This is a genomic window from Kibdelosporangium philippinense (assembly GCF_021390435.2).
Classification (GTDB): domain Bacteria; phylum Actinomycetota; class Actinomycetes; order Mycobacteriales; family Pseudonocardiaceae; genus Kibdelosporangium; species Kibdelosporangium philippinense.
In genome coordinates this window covers 1,034,016-1,054,422 of sequence record NZ_JAJVCN010000004.1, presented here as the reverse complement: position 1 = coordinate 1,054,422, position 20,407 = coordinate 1,034,016, and the positions used below count along the sequence as shown (strand labels likewise).

Annotated in this window: 18 protein-coding genes and 2 pseudogenes; 8 read left to right on the top strand and 12 right to left on the bottom strand. The window is 63.6% G+C overall.

All coding sequences use genetic code 11. The annotated features are described in order from the left end of the window. Positions 1–319: 319 nt before the first annotated feature. Positions 320–2,656, top strand: a complete 2,337-nt coding sequence (locus tag LWC34_RS47815) for a glycosyl hydrolase family 95 catalytic domain-containing protein (protein ID WP_233732328.1) — start codon at positions 320–322, stop codon at positions 2,654–2,656. A 3-nt stretch (positions 2,657–2,659) separates the two neighbouring features. Here the strand turns inward: LWC34_RS47815 and LWC34_RS47810 are convergent, their stop codons facing one another. Then, on the bottom strand, positions 2,660–3,100 hold the full coding sequence (locus LWC34_RS47810) for a MarR family winged helix-turn-helix transcriptional regulator (RefSeq protein WP_233732326.1): 441 nt from the start codon (positions 3,098–3,100) through the stop codon (positions 2,660–2,662). Positions 3,101–3,169: 69 nt separating this feature from the next. On the opposite strand from LWC34_RS47810, the gene LWC34_RS47805 reads away from it, so the two are divergent. After that, positions 3,170–3,553: a VOC family protein gene (locus LWC34_RS47805; RefSeq protein WP_233732323.1), complete on the top strand. Its 384-nt coding sequence runs from the start codon at positions 3,170–3,172 to the stop codon at positions 3,551–3,553. Here the strand turns inward: LWC34_RS47805 and LWC34_RS47800 are convergent. Further along, a complete protein-coding gene (locus tag LWC34_RS47800; protein ID WP_233732316.1) occupies positions 3,525–3,941 on the bottom strand; it encodes an acyl-CoA thioesterase in 417 nt (138 codons plus the stop codon). The genes LWC34_RS47805 and LWC34_RS47800 overlap by 29 nt on opposite strands. Positions 3,942–3,982: 41 nt before the next feature. Continuing rightward, positions 3,983–5,194, bottom strand: coding sequence for a GNAT family N-acetyltransferase (locus LWC34_RS47795; RefSeq protein WP_233732314.1), 1,212 nt, complete (start codon positions 5,192–5,194; stop codon positions 3,983–3,985). A gap of 108 nt (positions 5,195–5,302) precedes the next feature. On the opposite strand from LWC34_RS47795, the gene LWC34_RS47790 reads away from it, so the two are divergent. Next, complete coding sequence (locus tag LWC34_RS47790; RefSeq protein ID WP_233732312.1) at positions 5,303–6,325, top strand: LacI family DNA-binding transcriptional regulator; 1,023 nt, start codon at positions 5,303–5,305, stop codon at positions 6,323–6,325. Here LWC34_RS47790 and LWC34_RS47785 read toward each other — a convergent pair. The 6 genes from LWC34_RS47785 to LWC34_RS47760 form a co-directional block, all read right to left on the bottom strand. Further along, the gene (locus LWC34_RS47785) at positions 6,322–7,044 is read right to left on the bottom strand and encodes an ABC transporter ATP-binding protein (RefSeq protein WP_233732310.1); all 723 of its coding nucleotides are present in this window, start codon (positions 7,042–7,044) and stop codon (positions 6,322–6,324) included. The two genes, LWC34_RS47790 and LWC34_RS47785, sit on opposite strands and share 4 nt — an antisense overlap. Then, positions 7,044–8,762, bottom strand: coding sequence for a branched-chain amino acid ABC transporter ATP-binding protein/permease (locus tag LWC34_RS47780; protein WP_233732307.1), 1,719 nt, complete (start codon positions 8,760–8,762; stop codon positions 7,044–7,046). Before LWC34_RS47780 ends, LWC34_RS47785 begins: the two co-directional genes overlap by 1 nt. A gap of 44 nt (positions 8,763–8,806) precedes the next feature. Beyond that, positions 8,807–9,688, bottom strand: coding sequence for a branched-chain amino acid ABC transporter permease (locus LWC34_RS47775; protein ID WP_233732304.1), 882 nt, complete (start codon positions 9,686–9,688; stop codon positions 8,807–8,809). After that, the gene (locus LWC34_RS47770) at positions 9,685–10,902 is read right to left on the bottom strand and encodes an amino acid ABC transporter substrate-binding protein (protein ID WP_233732302.1); all 1,218 of its coding nucleotides are present in this window, start codon (positions 10,900–10,902) and stop codon (positions 9,685–9,687) included. The genes LWC34_RS47775 and LWC34_RS47770 overlap by 4 nt, the downstream gene beginning before the upstream one ends. 699 nt (positions 10,903–11,601) lie before the next feature. Next, positions 11,602–11,991, bottom strand: coding sequence for an MmcQ/YjbR family DNA-binding protein (locus LWC34_RS47765; protein WP_233732299.1), 390 nt, complete (start codon positions 11,989–11,991; stop codon positions 11,602–11,604). A 9-nt stretch (positions 11,992–12,000) separates the two neighbouring features. After that, entirely contained in the window at positions 12,001–12,723 is a 723-nt protein-coding gene (locus LWC34_RS47760; protein WP_233732298.1) for a dienelactone hydrolase family protein, read from the bottom strand. A 102-nt stretch (positions 12,724–12,825) separates the two neighbouring features. On the opposite strand from LWC34_RS47760, the gene LWC34_RS47755 reads away from it, so the two are divergent. Further along, positions 12,826–14,310, top strand: a complete 1,485-nt coding sequence (locus LWC34_RS47755) for an ArnT family glycosyltransferase (RefSeq protein WP_233732296.1) — start codon at positions 12,826–12,828, stop codon at positions 14,308–14,310. On the opposite strand, the gene LWC34_RS47750 is transcribed toward LWC34_RS47755, so the two are convergent. From LWC34_RS47750 to LWC34_RS47740, 3 genes are all read right to left on the bottom strand, one after another. Further along, positions 14,304–15,179: a DMT family transporter gene (locus LWC34_RS47750; protein WP_233732294.1), complete on the bottom strand. Its 876-nt coding sequence runs from the start codon at positions 15,177–15,179 to the stop codon at positions 14,304–14,306. The two genes, LWC34_RS47755 and LWC34_RS47750, sit on opposite strands and share 7 nt — an antisense overlap. Then, positions 15,169–15,948 carry an AraC family transcriptional regulator gene (locus LWC34_RS47745; RefSeq protein WP_233732290.1) on the bottom strand — a complete coding sequence of 260 codons (780 nt, stop codon included), beginning with the start codon at positions 15,946–15,948 and terminating at the stop codon, positions 15,169–15,171. The genes LWC34_RS47750 and LWC34_RS47745 overlap by 11 nt, the downstream gene beginning before the upstream one ends. A gap of 329 nt (positions 15,949–16,277) precedes the next feature. Continuing rightward, complete coding sequence (locus LWC34_RS47740; RefSeq protein ID WP_233732287.1) at positions 16,278–16,583, bottom strand: hypothetical protein; 306 nt, start codon at positions 16,581–16,583, stop codon at positions 16,278–16,280. Positions 16,584–16,754: 171 nt separating this feature from the next. On the opposite strand from LWC34_RS47740, the pseudogene LWC34_RS47735 reads away from it, so the two are divergent. The 4 genes and pseudogenes from LWC34_RS47735 to LWC34_RS47720 form a co-directional block, all read left to right on the top strand. After that, positions 16,755–17,411: pseudogene (locus tag LWC34_RS47735) on the top strand (TetR/AcrR family transcriptional regulator); the annotation flags it as partial. Positions 17,412–18,202: 791 nt separating this feature from the next. Continuing rightward, on the top strand, positions 18,203–19,081 hold the full coding sequence (locus tag LWC34_RS47730) for a beta-keto acid cleavage family enzyme (RefSeq protein ID WP_233732284.1): 879 nt from the start codon (positions 18,203–18,205) through the stop codon (positions 19,079–19,081). Beyond that, positions 19,078–20,000 (top strand): annotated as a pseudogene (locus LWC34_RS47725) (3-hydroxyacyl-CoA dehydrogenase NAD-binding domain-containing protein). Before LWC34_RS47730 ends, LWC34_RS47725 begins: the two are co-directional and overlap by 4 nt. After that, positions 19,993–20,406, top strand: coding sequence for a thioesterase family protein (locus LWC34_RS47720; protein WP_233732281.1), 414 nt, complete (start codon positions 19,993–19,995; stop codon positions 20,404–20,406). Before LWC34_RS47725 ends, LWC34_RS47720 begins: the two are co-directional and overlap by 8 nt. Position 20,407 lies beyond the last annotated feature (1 nt).

Below are 20,407 nucleotides of genomic sequence, written 5' to 3'. Positions count from 1 at the left end.
GGCCCGCACTTATATAAGTCAAAGCGTATTGGATTCGGCGACATTGACCCGATGACCGACCGGTCGGTAGGGAACCGCCTTGTACACTCCGGATGCCCGACTCGGAGGTTTTTATGCATCGAAAACAAGCCATCTACCTGGATCTTTGGCAGGTTTGACTCAAACAAGCCAGTACAGACCGGTTGTGATCGGTTACGATCACATCTGTCCAGATTGGGACATAGAGTTACGACGTTTGACCGTTGACGGCCCGATCACCACAGTGACATCATCCGATCCATATCGTATCTGATATCCGATATCTGATTGGGGTTGTTCGATGTCGCACACCCGCCGCACCATTCTCAAAGCCGGCAGCGCGCTCGGCGCCGGAGCCGCGATCGGCGGGCTGCGGACATTCACCGCCCAGGCCGAGGTCGTCGACCGTCCGGCTTCGGTCCAACTGGTGTCCGATGAGGACGCCACCACCTTCTTCCACCTCGCGCCCGCGGTCGAAAGCCGGATCATCGAGCAGGGCCTGCCCGTCGGCAACGGCCGGTTAGGCGCGCTCGTCGGAGGCAATCCCGCGAGCGACTCCTTCTACGTCACCGATGTCTCGCTGTGGGCCGGTGACAAGAACGACGTGCTCGACAACGACGGCCAGTTCCCGTACGAACGTGTCCACTTCGGCACGTTCAACGTGCTGACGCAGGCCGCTGTGTCCATCCCCGAGCACACGCCGAACGTGATCACGAAGTACCGCCGCGCGCTGGACATCAGCAACGGCATCGTGACCTCGACCTACGAGTACAAAGGCACGAAATATCGGCGCGAGGTCTATTCGAGCCACCCGGACGACGTGATCGTCATGCGCCTGACGCGCAACGGCCGCGGCACGCACACCGGAACCATCTCGCTCACGGGCACGCACAACGAGCCGACCGTCAACGGCACGATCAGCGGCAAACTCGACAACGGCCTGAAGTACGCCGCAGTAGTCCAGGCGATGAGCAAGGGCGGCCAGATCGGGCTGAAGGACGACCAGGTCACGTTCACCGACTGCGCCGAAGTCGTCATCGTCATCAGCGGCGGAACGAACTACATCCCCAGATACGAAATCGGATATATGAACGCGGCCGCCGACCCATTGGCGATCGCGCGCGACAAAGCGGCGAAGGCGCTCAAAGCGTCCGGTGACGCGTTGCTCGCCACGCACGTCCGCGACTACCAGTCGTTGTACAACCGCATGACGGTCAACCTCGGACAGTCGTCCCGTCGGCAGAAGTCGATGGACACCTGGTCGCGACTGGTCGTCCGCGGCACGCCGGGCGCGGCCGCCGACCCTGAGCTCGAAGCCAGCTACCTCCAGTTCGGCCGGTACCTGATGATCACCGGTTCACGCGACAACCTGCCGCTGAACCTGCAGGGCCTGTGGGTGCACAACAACACGCCCGACTGGATGGCCGACTACCACACCGACGTCAACGTCCAGATGAACTACTGGCTCTCCGACCGCGCGGGTCTGTCGGACTGCTTCGAACCATTCGCGGACTACTGCGTCGCGCAGCTGCCCGGCTGGACCAAGACGACGCAGGAACTGTTCCTCGATCCGCGCAACAGGTTCCGCAACAGCTCCGGCAAAGTCGGCGGCTGGGCGGTGGCGTACTCGACGAACATCTACGGCGGCTCCGGCTGGTGGTGGAACTCCGGCGGCAACGCCTGGATCTGCAACTCGCTGTGGGAGCACTACGAGTACACGCAGGACCGCGCGTACCTGGCGAAGATCTACCCGCTGCTCAAGGGCGCGTGCGAGTTCTGGGAGCACCGCCTGATCATGGACCCGGTGCGCCAGAAGCTGGTCGCCGACAAAGACTGGTCGCCGGAGCACGGCCCGCAGGACGCGATCGGCATCACCTACGCGCAGGAACTGTGCTGGGACCTGTTCGAGCACTTCCGTGCGGCGAGCACGATCCTGAACATGGACCGGGCGTACGCGCAGACCATCGCCGGGCTGCAGGAGAAGCTGTACATGCCCGAGGTCAGCCCGAAGTCCGGCTGGCTGCAGGAATGGATGAGCCCGGACAACCTCGGCGAGACGACCCACCGGCACCTGTCCGGCCTGATCGGCTTCTTCCCCGGCGACCGGATCAAGAACGACACCAGCCCGAAGGAGCTGGTGGAAGGCGTGCGCCAGCAGCTGATCGCACGCGGCATGGACAGCTTCGGCTGGGCGTGCGCGTGGCGTGCACTGTGCTGGGCAAGGTTGAAGGACTCTGAGCGCGCGTACCAGTTGATCCAGACCGTGATGCGCCCGTCGGTCAGCAATTCGAACGGCACCGCGCCGAACCTGTTCGACATGTACAGCCAGGGTAGCTACGCGATCTTCCAGATCGACGCCAACTTCGGCGGCGCCGCGGCGATGATCGAGATGCTGGTGTACTCGCGGCCCGGTCTGATCGAGCTGCTGCCAGCGTTGCCAACGCAGTGGGCGAAGACAGGCAAGATCACCGGTGTCGGCGCACGCGGCGGCTTCACGGTCGACGTCTCCTGGCGCGACGGGAAGGTCACGAGCGCGACCATCCACAGCACCACCGGCACCGACACCGTGGTGCAGTTCGGCTCGTGGCGCAAGAACATTCGCCTGCGCCCCGGCCAGAGCGTCACTGTTAGGCCGTAACCCTCAGACACCCAGTTCGCCGGCCAACCTCCGCAAATAGCCGGCGAACTGGGCCCTGTCCTGTTCCTCCCAGTTCTCGGTCAACTCATCGAACACGCGGCGCTGCCAATTCCGCGCGCCCGCAAGCAACTGCTCACCGGATTCGGTAAGCCGCACAACCGTTCGTCGTTTGTCCTTTTCGGACTCAGTGCGCACCAGATACCCTGCTTCGGCGGCATCCCTGACCATCCGGCTCGCACCGGAGTGGTCGAGACCGAGCTGGTGCGCGATCGCGTTCACCGTCGCTTCGCCGCCCTGACTCGCGGTCTGGACGGCCTCGACCGCCTGGATGTGCTGCACATGCCGCATCTCGCCGGTCACTTCCGCGGACGCGCGCGCACTCCAGCGTCTAGACCAAAATCGCACGAGCCGGAACAACGCCGGCCCGCCATCGGCGTCACTCACCATGCCACAGCCTACATCGTGTGCAAATCGCACCTATAATACGTGTGAATCACACGCATTGGAGGCCACGTGAGCATCGTCCTGAACCACACGATCATCCCGGTCACGGACAAGCTGGCGGCCGCGCGATTCCTGGCTGACCTGCTGGGACTGGAGATTGGCGCGCCAGTGGGGCCGTTCATCCCGCTGCGGGTGAACGACGGTCTGACGCTGGACTTCGATGACCGGCATGGCGCGCACCCAGGCCATTGGGCGTTCCTCGTCGACGACGAGAAGTTCAACACGTTACTGGCGCACTTGGCTCGATCGCCCGAGATCGCCTACGGATCCGGTCATGTGGGTGGATGGGATCGCCAAATCAACCACCTTGGCGGCGGCCGCGGGGTGTACGTCCTTGATCCCGACGGCCACGGCTACGAATTCTTCACAGCAGACCCATCAGTTCCGGCTTGACCGCCAACTCCAGGAAACGCTTGGCCGGGTCGGCGACCAGGCGCCGAGACGTCAGGTCCAGCAGTCCCGACACACTGCGCACGGTCGCGGCCAGCGCGCCGTCCTCGCCGTGCATGTGCTGCTCGACGGTGAACGTCTTGCCCTCGCCCCACATGAACTCGCAACTCACCTCGACATCGCTACCCATCAGCAGTTCACTGCGGAAGTCGATCTCGGTCCGCAGGTTGATCGGCCCGATGCCGCCAGTGTGCAGGTCCAGCGGGTTGACACCGGCCTCGACCAGGCACTGCCACCTGACGTGGTCGGCGTAAGCGACATACACCGCCCCGCGGACGTGCCCATTGAGGTCAATGTCGTCGACGCGGATCGGGAGCTTGATTTTGAACATGCTTCAGTCTTTCGCGCCGAGCCGATCGTCGCATGGCAATTTCACGCCGGAGGGGTCCACACGTACGGCGTCGTGGTCGTGATCGGCGTGAAGCCGAGGAGTTCCAGGATTGGGCGGCTGTCCTCGGACGCGTCGACCGACAGATACCGGATGCCCATGCGCACAGCAGCAAGCGCTCGGTAAGAAACAAGCGCTCGATAGATCCCGCGGCCACGCCACGCGGCCGTTGTCGTGCCGCCGAGCAGGCCGGCGAATTCCTTGTCCGGCTTGGGCATCATCCACCCGGCCGAGACGACCTCGCCGCCGGCTTCGGCCACGAACACGGTGAACTGGTTCTTGCGCTGGATCAGCAGATCGGCCAGCCAATCGACGCCCGAGCCCCACACACCGACGTTCAAAGCCTCGATCCGGCGCATGTCGGAGTCCAGAGAGGTCTGCCGGATGGTCACGCCGTGCGGCAACACCGGATCGACGGCAAACTTGGCCGCGGCCCCGACCATCACGGTTTCCTTGTCCTCCGGCACAAAACCGGCCGCGCGGAGCCGGGAAGGCATCGAGGCAGGCAGGTCGTGTGCGCGGGTTTTCCATTCCACGCCTTGGTTTCGGGCCGCGAAGAAGTCGCGCTGGCGGGCGATCAACGCGTCCACGTCCACATCGGATACGTCACGCGGCACGCTGATGAATCCTTGGCGCCGCCCGGCAATCCGCACAATCGGGCCATCCGGCGTCACCTCGGCTTCGTCCTCCAGGTCGGCCCATTCCGACGGACGAACATGCCGGTCGTATGCCTCCAGCAACGGAGTCAGCAGGTCGATACGCAGCAATGGCAGCATCCGGCCTGGGATCGACCCGGACGGCGTCTCGCCGGCCTTGACCGCGCCCATCGCCAGGTAGAATCCCTCGGCCTTGGGTTCGGCGTCGATGAGCAGCACCGTGAATCCAGCCGCCCGCGCCGAATCGAGAGCGTGCTCCCACAATTTGCGGCCCAGACCCTGGCCGATCACGTCCGGGTCAAGCCACATATGGGCGAGTTCGCCTTCGGGCGCACGACCATCGATGCTGTAGAAACCCAGCAGCCGGTCGCCATCGACGGCGACGACGACGTGCTGGGCGCCGGGGTTGACCGTCAGCTCGGCACGGCAGGACTCCAGGAATTCCTCGTCGTACCCCCAGTACGCCTTCGAACGCAGTGCCAGTTCCCCCAGCGCGTCCGCCTCGTCGGGCCGGGCCGCGCGCATCACGATCTGAGCCACAGCACCATCGTGCCATCGCACGCCACTCGATTACGGCAGGTCAGCATGGCCATTCGTCGTGTTAATCTGCTTATGCAATCGTTTTCCGTCGAAGCCGGGTGCTGCCGTATGACGAACTCTCCTACCCTCAAAGAGGTCGCTCAACGCGCTGGAGTGCACGTCACCACGGCGTCGAGAGCGCTCAACCCCGCGACGTCCTCGCTGGTGAACCCCGCAACGATGCGTCGTGTCCAAGCCGCCGCGCGTGAACTGCGCTACCAGCCCAACGCCATGGCGCGCGGCCTGAAAACCTCGCGCTCGATGTCTGTCGGCGTGTTGCTGCCTGACCTGACCAACCCGTTGTTCCCGCCGATCGTGCGCGGGATCGAGGACGTGCTGGCGAATTCCGGCTATACCACGCTGATCGCCAACACCGACAACGACCTCGAACGGCAGCGCACGCTGTTCGACACGTTGCGCGCTCGTCAGGTCGACGGCGTCATCATCGCGACCGCGCGCCGTGACGACAACGTGTTCGTCGAGGCGCACCAACAGGGCGTCCGGATGGTCATGGTCAACCGGCGCGTGGATCAGTCGGACATTCCGTCGGTCACGGGCGACGATCATGACGGCATCGCTATGGCGGTCCGTCATTTGATTGAGCTCGGGCACACGCGTATCGCGCACGTCGGCGGTCCGCAGCACACGTCCACAGGGCGCACGCGTCAGCGCGCGTACCGGCAGGCGCTTGATGACGCGGGCATTGAGCTCGACCCGGGTCTTCTGGTGACCGCGCAGGAGTTCACTGAGGTCGAGGGCGCCAGGGCGACGAGGTCGATGTTCGAGGCGGGCAAGCGCCCGACGGCGATTGTCGCGGCCAACGACATGATCGCGCTCGGCTGTCTGGATGTGTTCTCCGAGCGCCGGATGCAGTGCCCCACCGACATCAGCCTGGTTGGCTTCAACGACATGCCGTTCGTCGATCGCCTGACGCCGCCGCTGAGCACAGTGCACGTGCCGCACTACCAAATCGGTGCGGAGGCGGCACGAATGCTGCTGGAACGCCTCGCGAACCCGGATCTGCCGCCGAAGTCGATCACGCTGCCCGCGACGCTGGTTCTCAGGGAATCAACGGCGGCGCCGCGTTCCTAACCGTTGGGCTCCAAGGCGCCCAAGTACAGCGAAGCGATCTCCGGATGGTTGGTGATCTCTTCGGCGGTCCCGTGCAGCCGGACCCGGCCGCCCTCCATGACCACCCCATGCGTCGACAGCGACAACCCTAGCCGGACGTTTTGCTCCACCAGCAACACCGTCTTGCCGCGCTCGCGCATGCCGTTGATCAGCCCAGCCACCGCGGAAATGCTTTTCGGATCCAGGCCGAGTGACGGCTCGTCCAGCAGCACCACGGCGGGATCGAGCATCAGCGAGCGTCCAATCTCGACCATGCGCCGTTGCCCGCCGGACAAGTTGCCCGCAGGCGCATTCGACCGTTCGGCGATCAACGGAACCAGTTCGGCCACCGCCGAATACCGCTCCTCCAACAACTTCCGTTGCCGACGAATCAGATAACCGCCCATCAGAACGTTCTCACGCACGCTCATGCGCGGGAACAACGCGCCCGCTTGAGGGACCTGCGCGATCCCCTTGGCCAATATGTCCGGCGCGCTCAGTTCGTCAATCCGCTGCTCCTCCAGCGACACCGTTCCCTCGCGCGGTTTGATCAACCCGCTGACCACACGCAAAACCGTCGATTTTCCGGCGCCGTTCGGGCCGAGCACGCACGTCACCGACTCGGGCACGACGCTCAGGTCGAGCCCCTGTAAGACGTCGCCCCCACCGTAACCAGCGTAAACGCCTGCCAATGTCAGCATCAGCTGGTCACCTCGCCGAGGTACGCGTCCAGCACGGCAGGGTCGTTGCGGATCACGCCAGGCGGCCCTGACGCGATCACCGACCCCCTGGCCAGTACGAAGACCGGGTCGCACAAGTCAAGCACCATCGGGATGTTGTGTTCCACCACGAGGAACGTGATGCCCTGCCGGTTGGCCGCCCTGATGATCTCGGCCATCCGGTCGACCAAACCAGGGTTGATCCCGCCAGCGGGTTCGTCAAGAAGAACCATCCGCGGCTCCAGCATCAGCACCTGCGCCAGTTCGACCAGTTTCTGTTGGCCGTACGACAAAGCCCCAGCTTGCTCGGCCTCAAACCGCCCCAGACCAACAAAAGACAACAGTTCACGCGCACGATCGGCCTCATGCCCCGAGACCGCGCCCGAAGCGAGCACGCGCGGCGAGAAGGATTCCAGCGGCGCGACCACGTTCTCCAGCACAGTCATGCTCTTGAACAGCCTGGTCACCTGGAACGTCCGACCGAGACCGCGATGTGCCCTTGTCCACGGCGAGAGTTTGTCGATACGTTCCCCGTCGAACCAGATCTCGCCGGTATGGGCGCCGCCCGTTCCCGTGATCAGGTTGAACAGCGTTGTCTTGCCGGAGCCGTTCGGTCCGATCAGGGCGGTGATCGATCCTGCTGGGACAGTCAGATCGACGCCGTCGACCGCTTTCAGGCCGCCGAATGCTTTGTGGACGTTCCTGATTTCCAGCAACGGCCCGGGTTTCGGCTCGATCGGCTCGCGCGTCACAACTTCGACCGGGCCTCGTTCCAACGCGCCAGCGTGATCGGTGAACTTGACCTTGCGGCGCTTGGTAAGCAGCCGTTGCAGGACCGGGAGAAGTCCGTCTGGCAGGAAAAGCACGATGATTACGAGCGCTAAACCGAAGAGCAGCAGGCGACTTTGCGTCCCGCCACCGTAGACAGTCGCGGCTTCACTGGCGAACGACACGATGAAGGCGCCGATCACCGGGCCCCACAACGTTCCCCTGCCGCCGACGAGCGCAGCGAGCACGATCGTGACGCTCGTCAGGATGTTGAAGGCGCCCAACGGGTTCAGGAAGGTCAAGAAGTACGCGTAGACGGCGCCCGCGACGCCGATGAAGAACGCGCTGGCCGCGTACGCGAGGTTCTTGTAGAGCGTGGTTGGAATTCCGATGGCTGCGGCTTTTCCTTCGTCCTCACGGATCGCGACCAGTCCGGTGCCGAACTTCGTGCGCCGGATCCACGCACTGAAAGCGAACGTGATCACCATCAGGCCGAGGAACATAAAGTAGAACGGGATATTGCCGACGTCACGGCCCCACGTCGGCAGCTCAAGCGTGATGCCGTCGGATCCGTTGGTCAGCGCCGGAAGGTTGACCGTGAGCACTTGGAACAACAGCAGCATGGCGATCGTGATGATCACGAACGCGGGCCCTTTGGCGCGCAACACAACGCTGCCAACAAGCAGCGCGATCACGACAGCGACCACACCGGACAGTGGCGCCAGCAGCAGCGGATGAACTTCCCATTGGGTGGACAGAATTCCCGCAGTGTACGCGCCAATGCCAAGGAAAACACTGTGTCCCAATGAGACGTACCCGGCGAACCCCGAGATGCTGTTCCAGCTGATGGACTGAATGGCCACGAGGAACGCAAGAAGCATGACAGTGTGCTCGTACGTGGCATCCGGCGCGATGAAGGGAAACGCGATCATCGCTCCTAAAGCGACTGCGGCAATCCCTTGCGCTACACGGCGATTCACGTGGCGACATCCTCACGCATCCGGGTGCCGAACAGCCCATGTGGACGGACCAGCAAAACAAGCAGGATCACCGCGTAGAAAACCAAAGTGGACCATCGCGGCGACCCGTAGGTCGCGGTGAGAGTCTCCGCGAGACCGAGAATGATCGCGCCGACCCACGCACCCCGCAGCGAACCCATTCCACCTAGGACAATGATGCCAAGTAGCTTCGCGATCCATTCATAGTGCGAGGCCGGGAAAAACGGATACAGCACGGCCAAAATGGACCCGCCAGTGCCCGCTGTCGCCGCTCCGATCGCGAACGACAGCGAGGCGACCGAGGTGGCACCGATTCCGACAAGCGCTGCGCCTGAAGGGTTTTGTGCGGTAGCCCGGATCGCGCGTCCGGTCCACGTGCGATTGAGCACCAGGTACAGCAAGCCGAGGACCAGCAATGCCGCGAGGCAGCCGTAAACCTGCGCCTTGGGCAGGACGATCGATCCGATGTGGAACGATTCGGCGAAATAGGACGGTGTCGCCGACCGGAAGTAGTTGCCCGCGGTGATGTTCAGCAGACCTTCGATGGTCAGCGCGATACCGAACGTGAGCAACATGGACATTGCCGGTGTCGTGCCGCGGACGCGCACGATCACCAGCCGGTACAGCACCCAGCCGACGCCGAACATCAGCGGAGTCGTGGCCAACGCGAGCAGGATCGGGTCGATTCCGGTCAGCTGCCAGGCTTTCCACGTCAGCATGGCGATGAGTACGAGGAACGCGCCCTGGGCGACGTTGACGATGCCCATGATGCCGAACATCAGGGTCAGTCCCGCCGTCATCAGGGCATACACCCCGCCGATCAGCAAACCTAATGCGATCGTTTGCAGAGCTTGGGTCATGGCCACGCCGGCTTAGGGAACACAATGTTCTGCGTGGTCGCGGCCTCCTTCGGCGACACAACCTCAACCTTGCCCTTTTGCCACTGAGCCAGCATGAACGTGCTTTGCGGTTCGCCGTTTGCAGCCCACTTCAGCGGACCGAGAATGGTCGGCACCTCGTTGGCCCGCAGCCAGTCCGCCAGCGCCACCTGGTCGATCTTGCCGACATTGGTCACCGCCGCCTGCAACACCTGGCCCGCCGCGAACGCGTCCGCCGCGTCCTCCGTCGGCGGAGCGTTGAAGCGCTTGCGATACTCAGCGACGAACTCACCATTCAGCGGTGTCGCTGCGGTTTCGCTCCAGCTCGTGCTGTAGAAAACGCCTTCGGTCGCGTTCTCCCCGACACCGCTGCTGTACTGATTGCCGTTGCCCGGCGCATTGGTCTGGAACAGGATCTTGGGCGAGAACCCGACCTGCCTTAGCGCGCGCACCGCGCCGATGCCGTCCTCGAACTGCGCGCCCTGTGCGACGATGTCCGGCTGCTGCGCGGCGATCTGGGCGACGATCGGTTGGAAGTTCGTGGTGTTGGCCGGGTAGATCTCCGAGTAGACGGTCCGCAACCCGGCCGCCTCCAGTTGCTGCTGCAAGGATTCGATCGCCGGACGCGTGAATGGGTCGTCCTGCGTCATGAACGCGGCCGTTTTCGGGCGTTGCGCCTCAGGCAACGACTTGATCCACGCCGTGATGCCGTCCGCGTGATGCGGTGCAGTCGCGGGCTGCGTGAAAAACAGCATCTTGAAGCCGCGCGTGAACATGTTCGGCGCGCCGCCCGCAGGCTCGACGTAGAGCATCTGGTTACGCTCGGCCACAGCCGAGGCCGCGTAGTTGAGCAGGGACGAGAAGCTGCCGAGCAGCAGGTCGACGCGGTCCTGCGTGATCAGCTTGGTGTAGTCGGCGATGATCGTGTCCTGGCTGCTCGCATCGTCGGTGACGCGCAGGTCGATCTGCCTGCCGAGCAGGCCGCCGGTGGCGTTGACTTTGTCTCGCCAGATCTCGTAACCGCGCTTGGCCTCGCCGCCGGGCTGCGAGAATTGCCCGGTCAGCGGCAAGGATGTGCCGATCACGATCGGGCCGCTGCCGCCGCCGCCGTCGCTTGAGCCGCTACAACCGGCCACCACCAGTGCCACGCTCGCGATCAGGGCAAAGAGCCTGAGCCGGGCGGGTTTGTCTCGCATCGCGGGTTCTCCTCGACGTTGTCGGGGGGCGGGCATCCGGCAGCGTTGTCCAGCCAACCACAGCAAACGATTGCAGCGCAGGCGTATCGTGCGCCGGTCGTCGCGGTCTGTCAACACTCGATGGTTATCACGCAATGTGGATCAGCACCATCCGCCATCTGCCGCCGCGCTGCCGGGTCAGCGCGCGAATCGGCTGTTCGCAGCCGCCGCGAACCCCGCTGGTGATCAAGCGCCAGTCTGTCCCAGGGACTCAGGTGCGATTGGTGGCCAGATCCGGGCGATCGGTCCGGTTGGCACTGTGTCAGGCCTCAGTCCCGGTAGGGCGCCCGCGCCAGCCAGAGGTCCGGTTCGCGACCTCCGCAAACCGCCCGGCTCCCGGCGCCCGAACACCATCTTCCACCCGACAAAGCCCGCCATCAGGGGAGCCCTTGTTTTTACGGTAGCGCAGGGGTCCGACATCTCAGTTTGGCCCGCGCGTGCGAACGACCTACCGGCCCTCGCGCGCGAGCGACCCACCCGGGCCGTGCACGCGAATGCCCTCCAACGGGCAGCCCTGACTGCAACAGCAATTCGCCAGGGGGACCCCTGATTTTTACGTTACCAAGGGGTACGACAGTTTCGGTGTCTGCGCTGGTCACGGCCATCTCAGGGAGACTTGGTGCCCCTGGTTTCAATGACACGCCGGAGCGGTCGACCTCGTCAGTGCTCGGCGAGGAACTCCTTGGCCATCCGTTTCGGCGCCCGATCCAACCAGGCCTCCGTGATCAGCTCGTCCAGCTCCGGCACCGGGATCTCCGCCAGCTGGACCAAGATCGCCGGATACCCGTCGAAATGCGGCGTTGTGAAGTACACGCCCGGGTCTGCGGCGATCAGCGCCTCCTTCACGCCGACATCGGCGACCCGCACCCCCAGGATCGGCCCGTCCGGCGCGCTGTCGCCCAAAGCTTCGTAGTCGGATTTGCGCAGCGGTCGTTCCCAGATGAACGACTTGTCCTTCACGCGCCACTGGATGTGGCCGAATCCTGATGTCGATTCGACGACCGACGGTAAGCCCAGCGCGATCCGGCGTACGTCTTCCCAATCAGCCATGGCTCATCATCACCGGAGGTGCTCGTCGAAGAAAGTCTCGATCCGCTGCCACGCGTCCGCCGCGGCCGCTGGCTCCGGCCCCATTCCGGTGACTCGCATGAGCACGCGGATCGGCCGCGGCCCGGTCTCGCTGTCGTTCAGGAACGAGTGACCGGCCGTCGGGTACTGCTTGACGTCGTGTGTCACGCCAGCGCGGGTCAAAGCGCGCTCCAACTTGGCGGGTGCGCTGCGCAACGGCAGGTCCTTGCCGCCATAGCTGGCGACGATCGGGCACGCGCCCGCCAGCGCGGTGTCCAGGTCACGCGGCAGGAACGCATAGTTCACCGAGGACGCGTCGAATCCTGAGTTGGCTGTGGCCAGTGCGAACCCGCCGCCCATGCAGAAGCCGATCACGCCGACGTTGCCTGCGCAGTCCGATGACGCGATCAGCCATTCGCGGGCGGACTCGATGTCGGCGAACGGGCGGCCTTCGCCCTTTGTCAGCGCCATCATCGTCGAGACCAGGCATTTACGGATTCCGCCCGCGCTGTAGAGGTCGACCGCCAACGCCAGAAAACCTGCCTCGGCCAGGCGGTCTGCCTGCCTGCGCACGACGTCGTTGAGTCCGAAGGCCTCATGGATCACCACCACTCCCGGCCACGGCCCGTCGCCCGACGGCTTGGCCAGGTAACCGCGCAGCGGCTGGGATCCACCGTTCTTCGTGGCAAGCTCGGTCATGTCGACGTCGGTCATGGTGCTCCCCTCGTTGGATAACGATCCGACGGTAGTAGCCGCCAACACATCCCGCACTCCGGCGACACGCCGATAGTCTGCGCGGACCTGGGGAGGTCTCTGATGACTCACAAAGTCATGACCACACAAACGCTCGCTTGGCGGCAGGTCGGTCTGGTCGCCGCGGTGCAGCTCGTCGTGCTGACCGCGCTGTCCGGCCGGTATGGCTTCCACCGCGACGAGCTGTACTTCGTCGCTGCCGGTAAGCATCTTGACTGGGGATACACCGACCAGCCGCCGATCACGCCCTCGTTGGCACGGCTGAGCACGTCGATCTTCGGCGAAACGCCGTTTGGGTTGCGGATCGTCGCTACACTCGCGGCCGTCGCCACGATCATCGTAATCGCTTACGTGGCAAGGGAACTGGGCGGCAACAGCACTGTCCAATGGGTATCGTCCGCAGTGGCCGCACTCGGGCCGTTCGTGGTCGCGGTGTCCCATATGCTGTCCACGACCACCATCGACATGCTGATCTGGTCGTTGCTGGGATTGTTCGTTTTACGGCTGTTGCGGACTGGTGACGGGCGCTGGTGGGTTGCGATCGGCGCGGTCATCGGGATCGGCATGGCCAACAAATGGCTGATCTTGCTACTGGTCTTCGGTTTGACGGTTGGCGTTCTGACCTTTGGGCCGCGTGCTGTGCTGCGGACGTGGTGGCTGGCTGCGGGTGTCGGGGTCGCGCTCGTCATCGTTGCGCCAATCATGGTGTGGCAGGCGGCAAACGAATTCCCGATGCTCACTGTCGCATCTGGAATCAGCGAGGACGACGGCGGTGAGAACCGGATCTTGTTCGTCCCCATGCAGCTGGTCTACTTGACACCGGTCGGCGCGGCGGTGTGGATCACCGGGCTTGTCCGGTTGTGGCGTGATCCTTCGTTACGGTGGGCGCGGGCGTTGGCCGCGAGTTATCCGGTCGTGTGCGTGGTGTTGCTGGTTGTCGGCGGGAAGCCGTATTACTCGATTCCGTTGCTGCTGTTGTTGATTCCGGCGGGTGTCCAACCTGTATTGAACTGGCTCCGAAACGGACTTCGACGGTCCGTTGTCGGTGTTCTCGCCGCTACTAGCGTGACTTTGGCGTTACTCACCGGATTGCCAGCATTGCCACCGTCCAGTTTGAACGGTCCAGTGCTGGCCATCAACAAGGAACAAGGCGAACAGGTCGGCTGGCCGGAGTTGACGTCGAACGTCGCTCGAGTGTGGACACAGATCCCCGCTGAACGGCGCGCCACGTCAGTGATCTTCACGAGTAACTATGGTCAGGCCGGGGCGATCGAGCACTTTGGACCACGACACACTTTGCCACAGCCACACTCCGGTCATATGTCCTATTGGGACTGGGGACCTCCTTCGGACAGCATGACTGGCGCCGTTCTTGTCGTGGGTGGACAGCCGACGCAGTCGTCGTTGCTGGCCGGATGCCGTGTCGTCGAGGAGAACGACAACGGCATCGGCCTTCAGAACGAGGAACAGGGCACACCGATCACGTTGTGCGACAGAACAACGGCGCCCTGGTCGGTGATCTGGCCGCAGCTGCGGCGGTTCTACTGAGTCACGGCTGCCGGTATTCGTTTCTTCGCACGCGAAGTCGCCAGTACCGATCCACTTAGGATCAGGACAAAAGCGACGATCGTGATCGTCGTCAGCTGCTCGTTCAGCACGAGCACGCCCGCGGCCACCGCGACGAGCGGGTTGACGTACGTGATCACCAATGCTTTCGACGGCCCGACTTCACGGATCAGCTCGAAGAAGAACAAGAACGCGACGGCCGTGCATATCAAGGCAAGGCCGCCAAGTGCGAGCAGCACGTCGGTCGACGGCATCTGGTGTGGCCAGCTCGCGATCGCCAGCGGTAGGTACACGATCGCCGCGATGCCCAGGGAAACCGTGGCCAGGACGAGTCCTGGAACTTCCTGGAGTTTGCGCGCGGCGATGATCGGCGCAACGGCGTAACCCACTGTCACCAAAAGGACTTCGATGATTGACCAAGCGTCACCGCCGCCCAGGTTCGGGCCAGCGAGCAGCGCGACGCCGCCGAAGCCGACCGCGAGGCCCACCCATTGCGCCGGGCTGAGCCGCTCGCCACGCATGGTCACCAGCAGGGCGCCGATCGTCGGCACGGCCGCGATCAACAACCCCGTGAACGAACTGGACAAATGGCGTTCGGCGTCCGCAAGCAGGTACCACGGCGCGATGATCTCGGTCGCGGCGAACGCGAGAAGCGGTTTCCAGTGCCTGCGCAGCACACCCCAGTCGATTCGGCGCACGGCCAGCGGCAACAGCACCGCCGCGCCGATGGCCGTGCGGGCGAACACGATCATGGGCACGGACACGCCGCCAACCGCCACCTTGATCATCAGGTACGGCAGTCCCCAGATCACGCCCATCAGGCCGAAAAGAATCCACCCTTTACGTGTCACCGAGCAAGCTTCGCCGGTTGAGCCCGGTGACGTCTTGAACGCTGTTGCGAAAAGCGCCAGGTGTGACGCCGAAAACACGGCGGAACCACCTCGTCAGATGCGCCTGGTCGGCAAAGCCCGTCAGCGCCGCGGCCTGCGCGGGGCGGTGACCAGCGGCCAGCAGTGCCCTTGCCCTCGTGGCGCGGTACTGCGAGAGCCAGGCGAATGGCGGCATGCCGACCGTCTCACGGAACGCGCGTAACACCTGAAATCGGGACAACCCCAGCTCGGCGGCGATTTCGTGCAGGCCGGGCGGGTCAAGCAAGCGATCGGCCAAGCGGTCTTTGGTGACCCGCGCGACCTCGTTGCCCGCTTTGATGTGCTTGATTTCCTTCGCGCCGCCCGCGTGCCGCTGGACGAGCTGGGTCAGTACCCAGGACAAACGCGATTCGGCTTCCAACGGGTCCTGCCACTGGGTGATCAACGCGTGCGTGCGCTGGATCTGCTCGGCCAGCTCGGGATCGTGGATGACCGGTACCGGGAAATGCGGGATTTGCGTATCGGACAAGCTTGTCCACTGTGGATAAAGCACGCGATAGGCGAACCCGCCAGGTGTGGCGGCGCCGCCGGTGTGCGTCTCACCCGGCTCGACCACCACGATGTCACCGGGACCGGAAACGTACTGCCGCGCGCCGATCTGGATCACTTCGAGGCCGCTGGTGCACGCGCCGATCGCGAACTCCTCGTGCGCGTGCGGCGCGAAGACATGCCGGACGAACCGTGCCGTCATAAGGTCGAGCGGAACCCCCTGCCCCGCCTCCACCCGTGTCCACGTGGCCTGTTCCATACCTGCAGAAGCTACCCGCTCACAGCAAACCGTTTCACCAAGTGGAAATCGTGGGCCGGTGTGGAGCCCGATTCAGCCAGTGCTACCGTCACCGAAATCAGCCGGACGTCGTTCCGGAACCCGGGACGATGGTCTGTCTGCCAAGAGGTGGCCGCCCGATGGGCGGTGCCCTGCGTGGTGGCGTCGGATCCTCCCCGACATGACCGGCGCCCCCACGCAGCGGGCTTCGTGATGCCTACCGGCCGCCCCGTCCGGATACACCTCTAACCGACTTAGCGGCGCCTGCCGTCGTACCGGTCGCGATCCCTGCGGTATCCGTCGTTGTAGCGGTCGCCGTCGCGCTGGCTGTTGTAGTAGTACCAGTAGGCCCAGTCAAAGTCCTGAGAGGACGGTTGTTCGGCCTTGGGCGGCGTCGGCTGCTGCGTCGGCGGCGGGGTTTCCTTCGGCTGCGGTGGCGGGGTTTGCTTGGGCGGCGGCGGGACCGTCGATGTCGCCGACGTCGCCGCAACCGGCGGGACGACCGGGATGAACACGGTCGGCCGTTTCTCGTCGTCGCGTGACGGAAAGTAGCCATTCATCTCTTCAGCTTGCGGCACAACAATCTTGCCGTTGTTCTGTTCAGGTTCCGACCGGGTTGTCATCGTTGTCGCGACGATCGCTGCCAGCACTCCGGACGTGCCAACGGCAGCCCAACTGATCCGAAAATCGATGGTGAGTGGGCAGGCCGAAGGCGTCCGGCGCAGCGCAGCGACGAGGCCAAGACGGTGACCGCGATCCCGGCGCCTGCCGCGCGCTCGATCCGAGTGCCAACCGACCTCGAACCACGCCGCCGCATACTGGAAACGGCGTGGCAGTTGATCGCCGAACGCGGTTACCACCGCGTGCGAGTCGCCGACATCGCCAAAGCCTGCGGAACAAGCACAGCCACGATTCACCATTATTTCCCAACAAAAACCGAAGTTCTCAACGAAGCGTTGCGACGCAACGTGAAGCTCGCGTTCGATCGGCAGGTCGCCGAATTGCACACCGTGCGCGACGCTCATCAACGCCTGCTCAGGCTGGTCGAGCTGCAGTTGCCGAAGGACGGGCTGCTGCGGGACGAGTGGTCAGTCTGGCTGCAGGTGTGGAACGAAAGCGCGATCAACCCGAAGATGCGGTCGCTGTATTGGGATTCCTATGACCGCTGGTACAACACGATCGCCATGACCATCCGAAGTGGACAGGAACAGGGTGTGTTCGTGGCGCAGGATCCGGACAAGGCCACCGCCCAGTTGACCGCTTTGATCGACGGCCTCGGGATTCAGGTGCTGACCGGGCGGCCGGGGAGTTCGGTTGCCGCGATGCGGGATTTGTTGCACGACTTCATCGAACAGAATATCGCTGGGTCTGCTGGTAGACGGCAGTAACAGCTGGGCGTTGGCGAGGTGAACGCTGGTAACAGCGGGCATCGGTGGCGGTCGGGACGAACTCCGGTGAACGGCTGTAACGGACCTATGGCCTTGATGAGCTTGTGGGGGCTGTGACGGTCCTATGGCCCCGATGAGCTTGTGGACAGTCGTAACAGCGGGGCTTCGACTAGCCCGTGAACGGCAGTAACAGTGCCAGTCACCTTGGCGGGCATGGTGAACAGTGACCGTGTTGCCTTGGCAAGCTCGGTTAATGGGCGTAACAGCGTTGCCGAATTCGGTGGCGCGGCCTCTGGCCCCCGTTCACCAGCCTACCGGTGGGCACCGACAGAAACCGCGGGGCGAGAACGGCGACGATCGAGTTGTCCACAGGCGTCAGCAGTTGACCGTGGATACCCGGAACAACACAGTTCGCCAAGCACAAAGTCATAGGAAACCGGTCCACCCGACCAGAAGTGCGGCCTCCGGCCCCCGATTTCCAGTTTACCGGCGGCTACCGACAGAAACTGCGCTGCAGGGGCCAGTTGCCCACAGGCCACAGGCCACAGCAGCGACCTACAACTGCATCGCTCGAACCACAACAGCATCACGTGACCAGCAGACCGCACCTTGATCGCGGGCCAAATGAGCCGCAGCGCGGCCTTCGCCCCCCGGTTGCCAGTTTAGCGGTGGGCACCGACAGGGACTGGGGCACAAGATCACTAACGGGTCTGTTGTCCACAGGCAGGTTTCTTGGATAGGGCTTCGGTGGCTGACGTCCACATACGTTGACCAGAGTAGGAAGGGACGCCGTGCAGGACAGGGTGATCATCACCTGCGCGCTCACTGGCGCAGGGGACACGGTTGGCAAGAGTGAGCATGTTCCGGTTACGCCGGAGCAGATCGCGGCCTCCGCGGTGGAGGCCGCCAATGCGGGTGCGGCCGTTGTGCATATTCATGTTCGCGATGTGGACAGTGGGCAGGGGTCCCGCGATGTTGGTTTGTATCGGGAGGTTGTGGAGCGGATCAGGGATTCTGGGGTTGATGTGGTGATCAACCTGACCGCTGGGATGGGCGGGGATCTCGTTATCGATCAGGAGGATCCGCTCAAACCCGTTGACGGGACCGATTTTGTCAATGGGCTTCAGCGGTTGCCGCATGTTGAGGAACTCCTACCCGATATCTGTACCCTCGACTGTGGATCGCTCAACTTCGGTGAGGGCAGCCAACTCTATGTGTCTACTCCGGACATGCTCAGGGTTGGTGCGCAACGCATCCTTGAACTCGGGGTCAAACCTGAGCTTGAGATCTTCGATACTGGGCATTTGTGGTTTGCTACCAAGATGATCAATGAGGGGCTCATCGCTCCGCCTCCGCTCTTCCAGCTCTGTATGGGGATTCCTTATGGCGCGCCCGCGAATCCCGAACTGCTTCAGACGATGGTTCACATGCTTCCCGCGGACGCGCAGTGGGCTTCCTTCGCGATTGGGCGGGATCAGCTCAAGTGGGTCGCGCACTCCGCTTTGCTTGGCGGGCATGTTCGGGTTGGGCTTGAGGACAACCTCTATCTCAGCAAGGGTGTCAAGGCGACCAATGGGCAGTTGGTTGAGCGGGCCGTGCAGATCGTTGAGGACCTTGGCGGGACGACCGCGAGCCCTGATGAGGCGCGTGCCCAACTGGGGTTGAAGTGAAGACCGTGGCCTGCGTGGGTGCGGGCGTCATCGGTGGGGGTTGGGTCGCGCACTTTCTCGCACGCGGCATGCGGGTGAAGGCTTGGGATCCGGCTCCGGATGCCGAAGACAGGCTCACGCGGCTCGTGGATGCGGCTTGGCCTGCGTTGACCGAGCTCGGGTTGGCCGAACATGCCGACAAGGCGAACCTTAGCGTCATCGGGACGCTGGCTGAAGCGACCGACCAGGCTGACTTTGTTCAGGAGAGTGCACCGGAAAAACTTGAGTTGAAACAGAAGCTGCTGGCGGACATCGATGCTGTGACGTCGCCGGACGTGGTCATCGCGTCGTCGACGTCCGGGTATGGCATGAGCGAAATGCAGGTCGCCGCCACGCACCCTGAGCGGCTTGTGGTTGGGCATCCGTTCAATCCTCCTTATCTCATCCCGCTTGTCGAGGTTGTTGGCGGGAATCTCACGCAGCAGTGGGCCGTTCAACGGGCTGCCGACTTTTACCGGGGTACTGGGAAAACCGTGATCGTCATGGATCGGGAGGTTCCTGGGTTCATCGCCAACCGGTTACAGGAGGCGATGTGGCGTGAGGCTTTGCACATGGTTGCCAATGGTGAGGCCACCGTCGAGCAGATCGACCTTTCGATCACCGATGGGCCAGGTTTGCGTTGGCCGATTCACGGCCCCTGCTGACTTTTCACCTCGCTGGGGGTGAGGGTGGGATGGCGCACATGCTCGACCACTTTGGACCTTCTTTGAAGTCTCCGTGGACTCGGCTCGACGCTCCTGAGTTGACCAAGGAGCTGCGCGATCGCGTTGTCGACGGTTGCCTTGACGAGGCTAATGGGCGATCCATTCAGGATCTCGTCAGGGAGCGGGATCGGGCGATCATCGCGATCCAGCGCGCACTCAGGGACAGCCATGCTTGAGTACCACGACATGGTCCGTCCAGAGTGGATCGACTACAACGGACACCTCAGCGAACCTTTCTACGTCATGGTTTTCGGGTTCGCCACGACCGCCATGATGGGTGATGCCGGCATCGACCCCAACGAGGGCAACTCTCTCTACACGGTCGAGGCTCATGTCCGGTACCTACGGGAGGTCACGCCGGACGCCGAACTGAGGGTCACGACGGTCACCATCGATGTGGCTGACAAGAAGGTTCGGTTCTGTCACGAAATGTTTGTCGGCGACACCCTTGTCGCCACGGAGGAGCTCCTCGCTTTGCATGTCCGGGGCGGCACAACCGCACCTTTTCCCGAGCATGCGCGGGAACGTCTCAGACACCATCTGTCCCCCGCCCCCGACTTCGCAGGACGTGCTATTTCCTAGA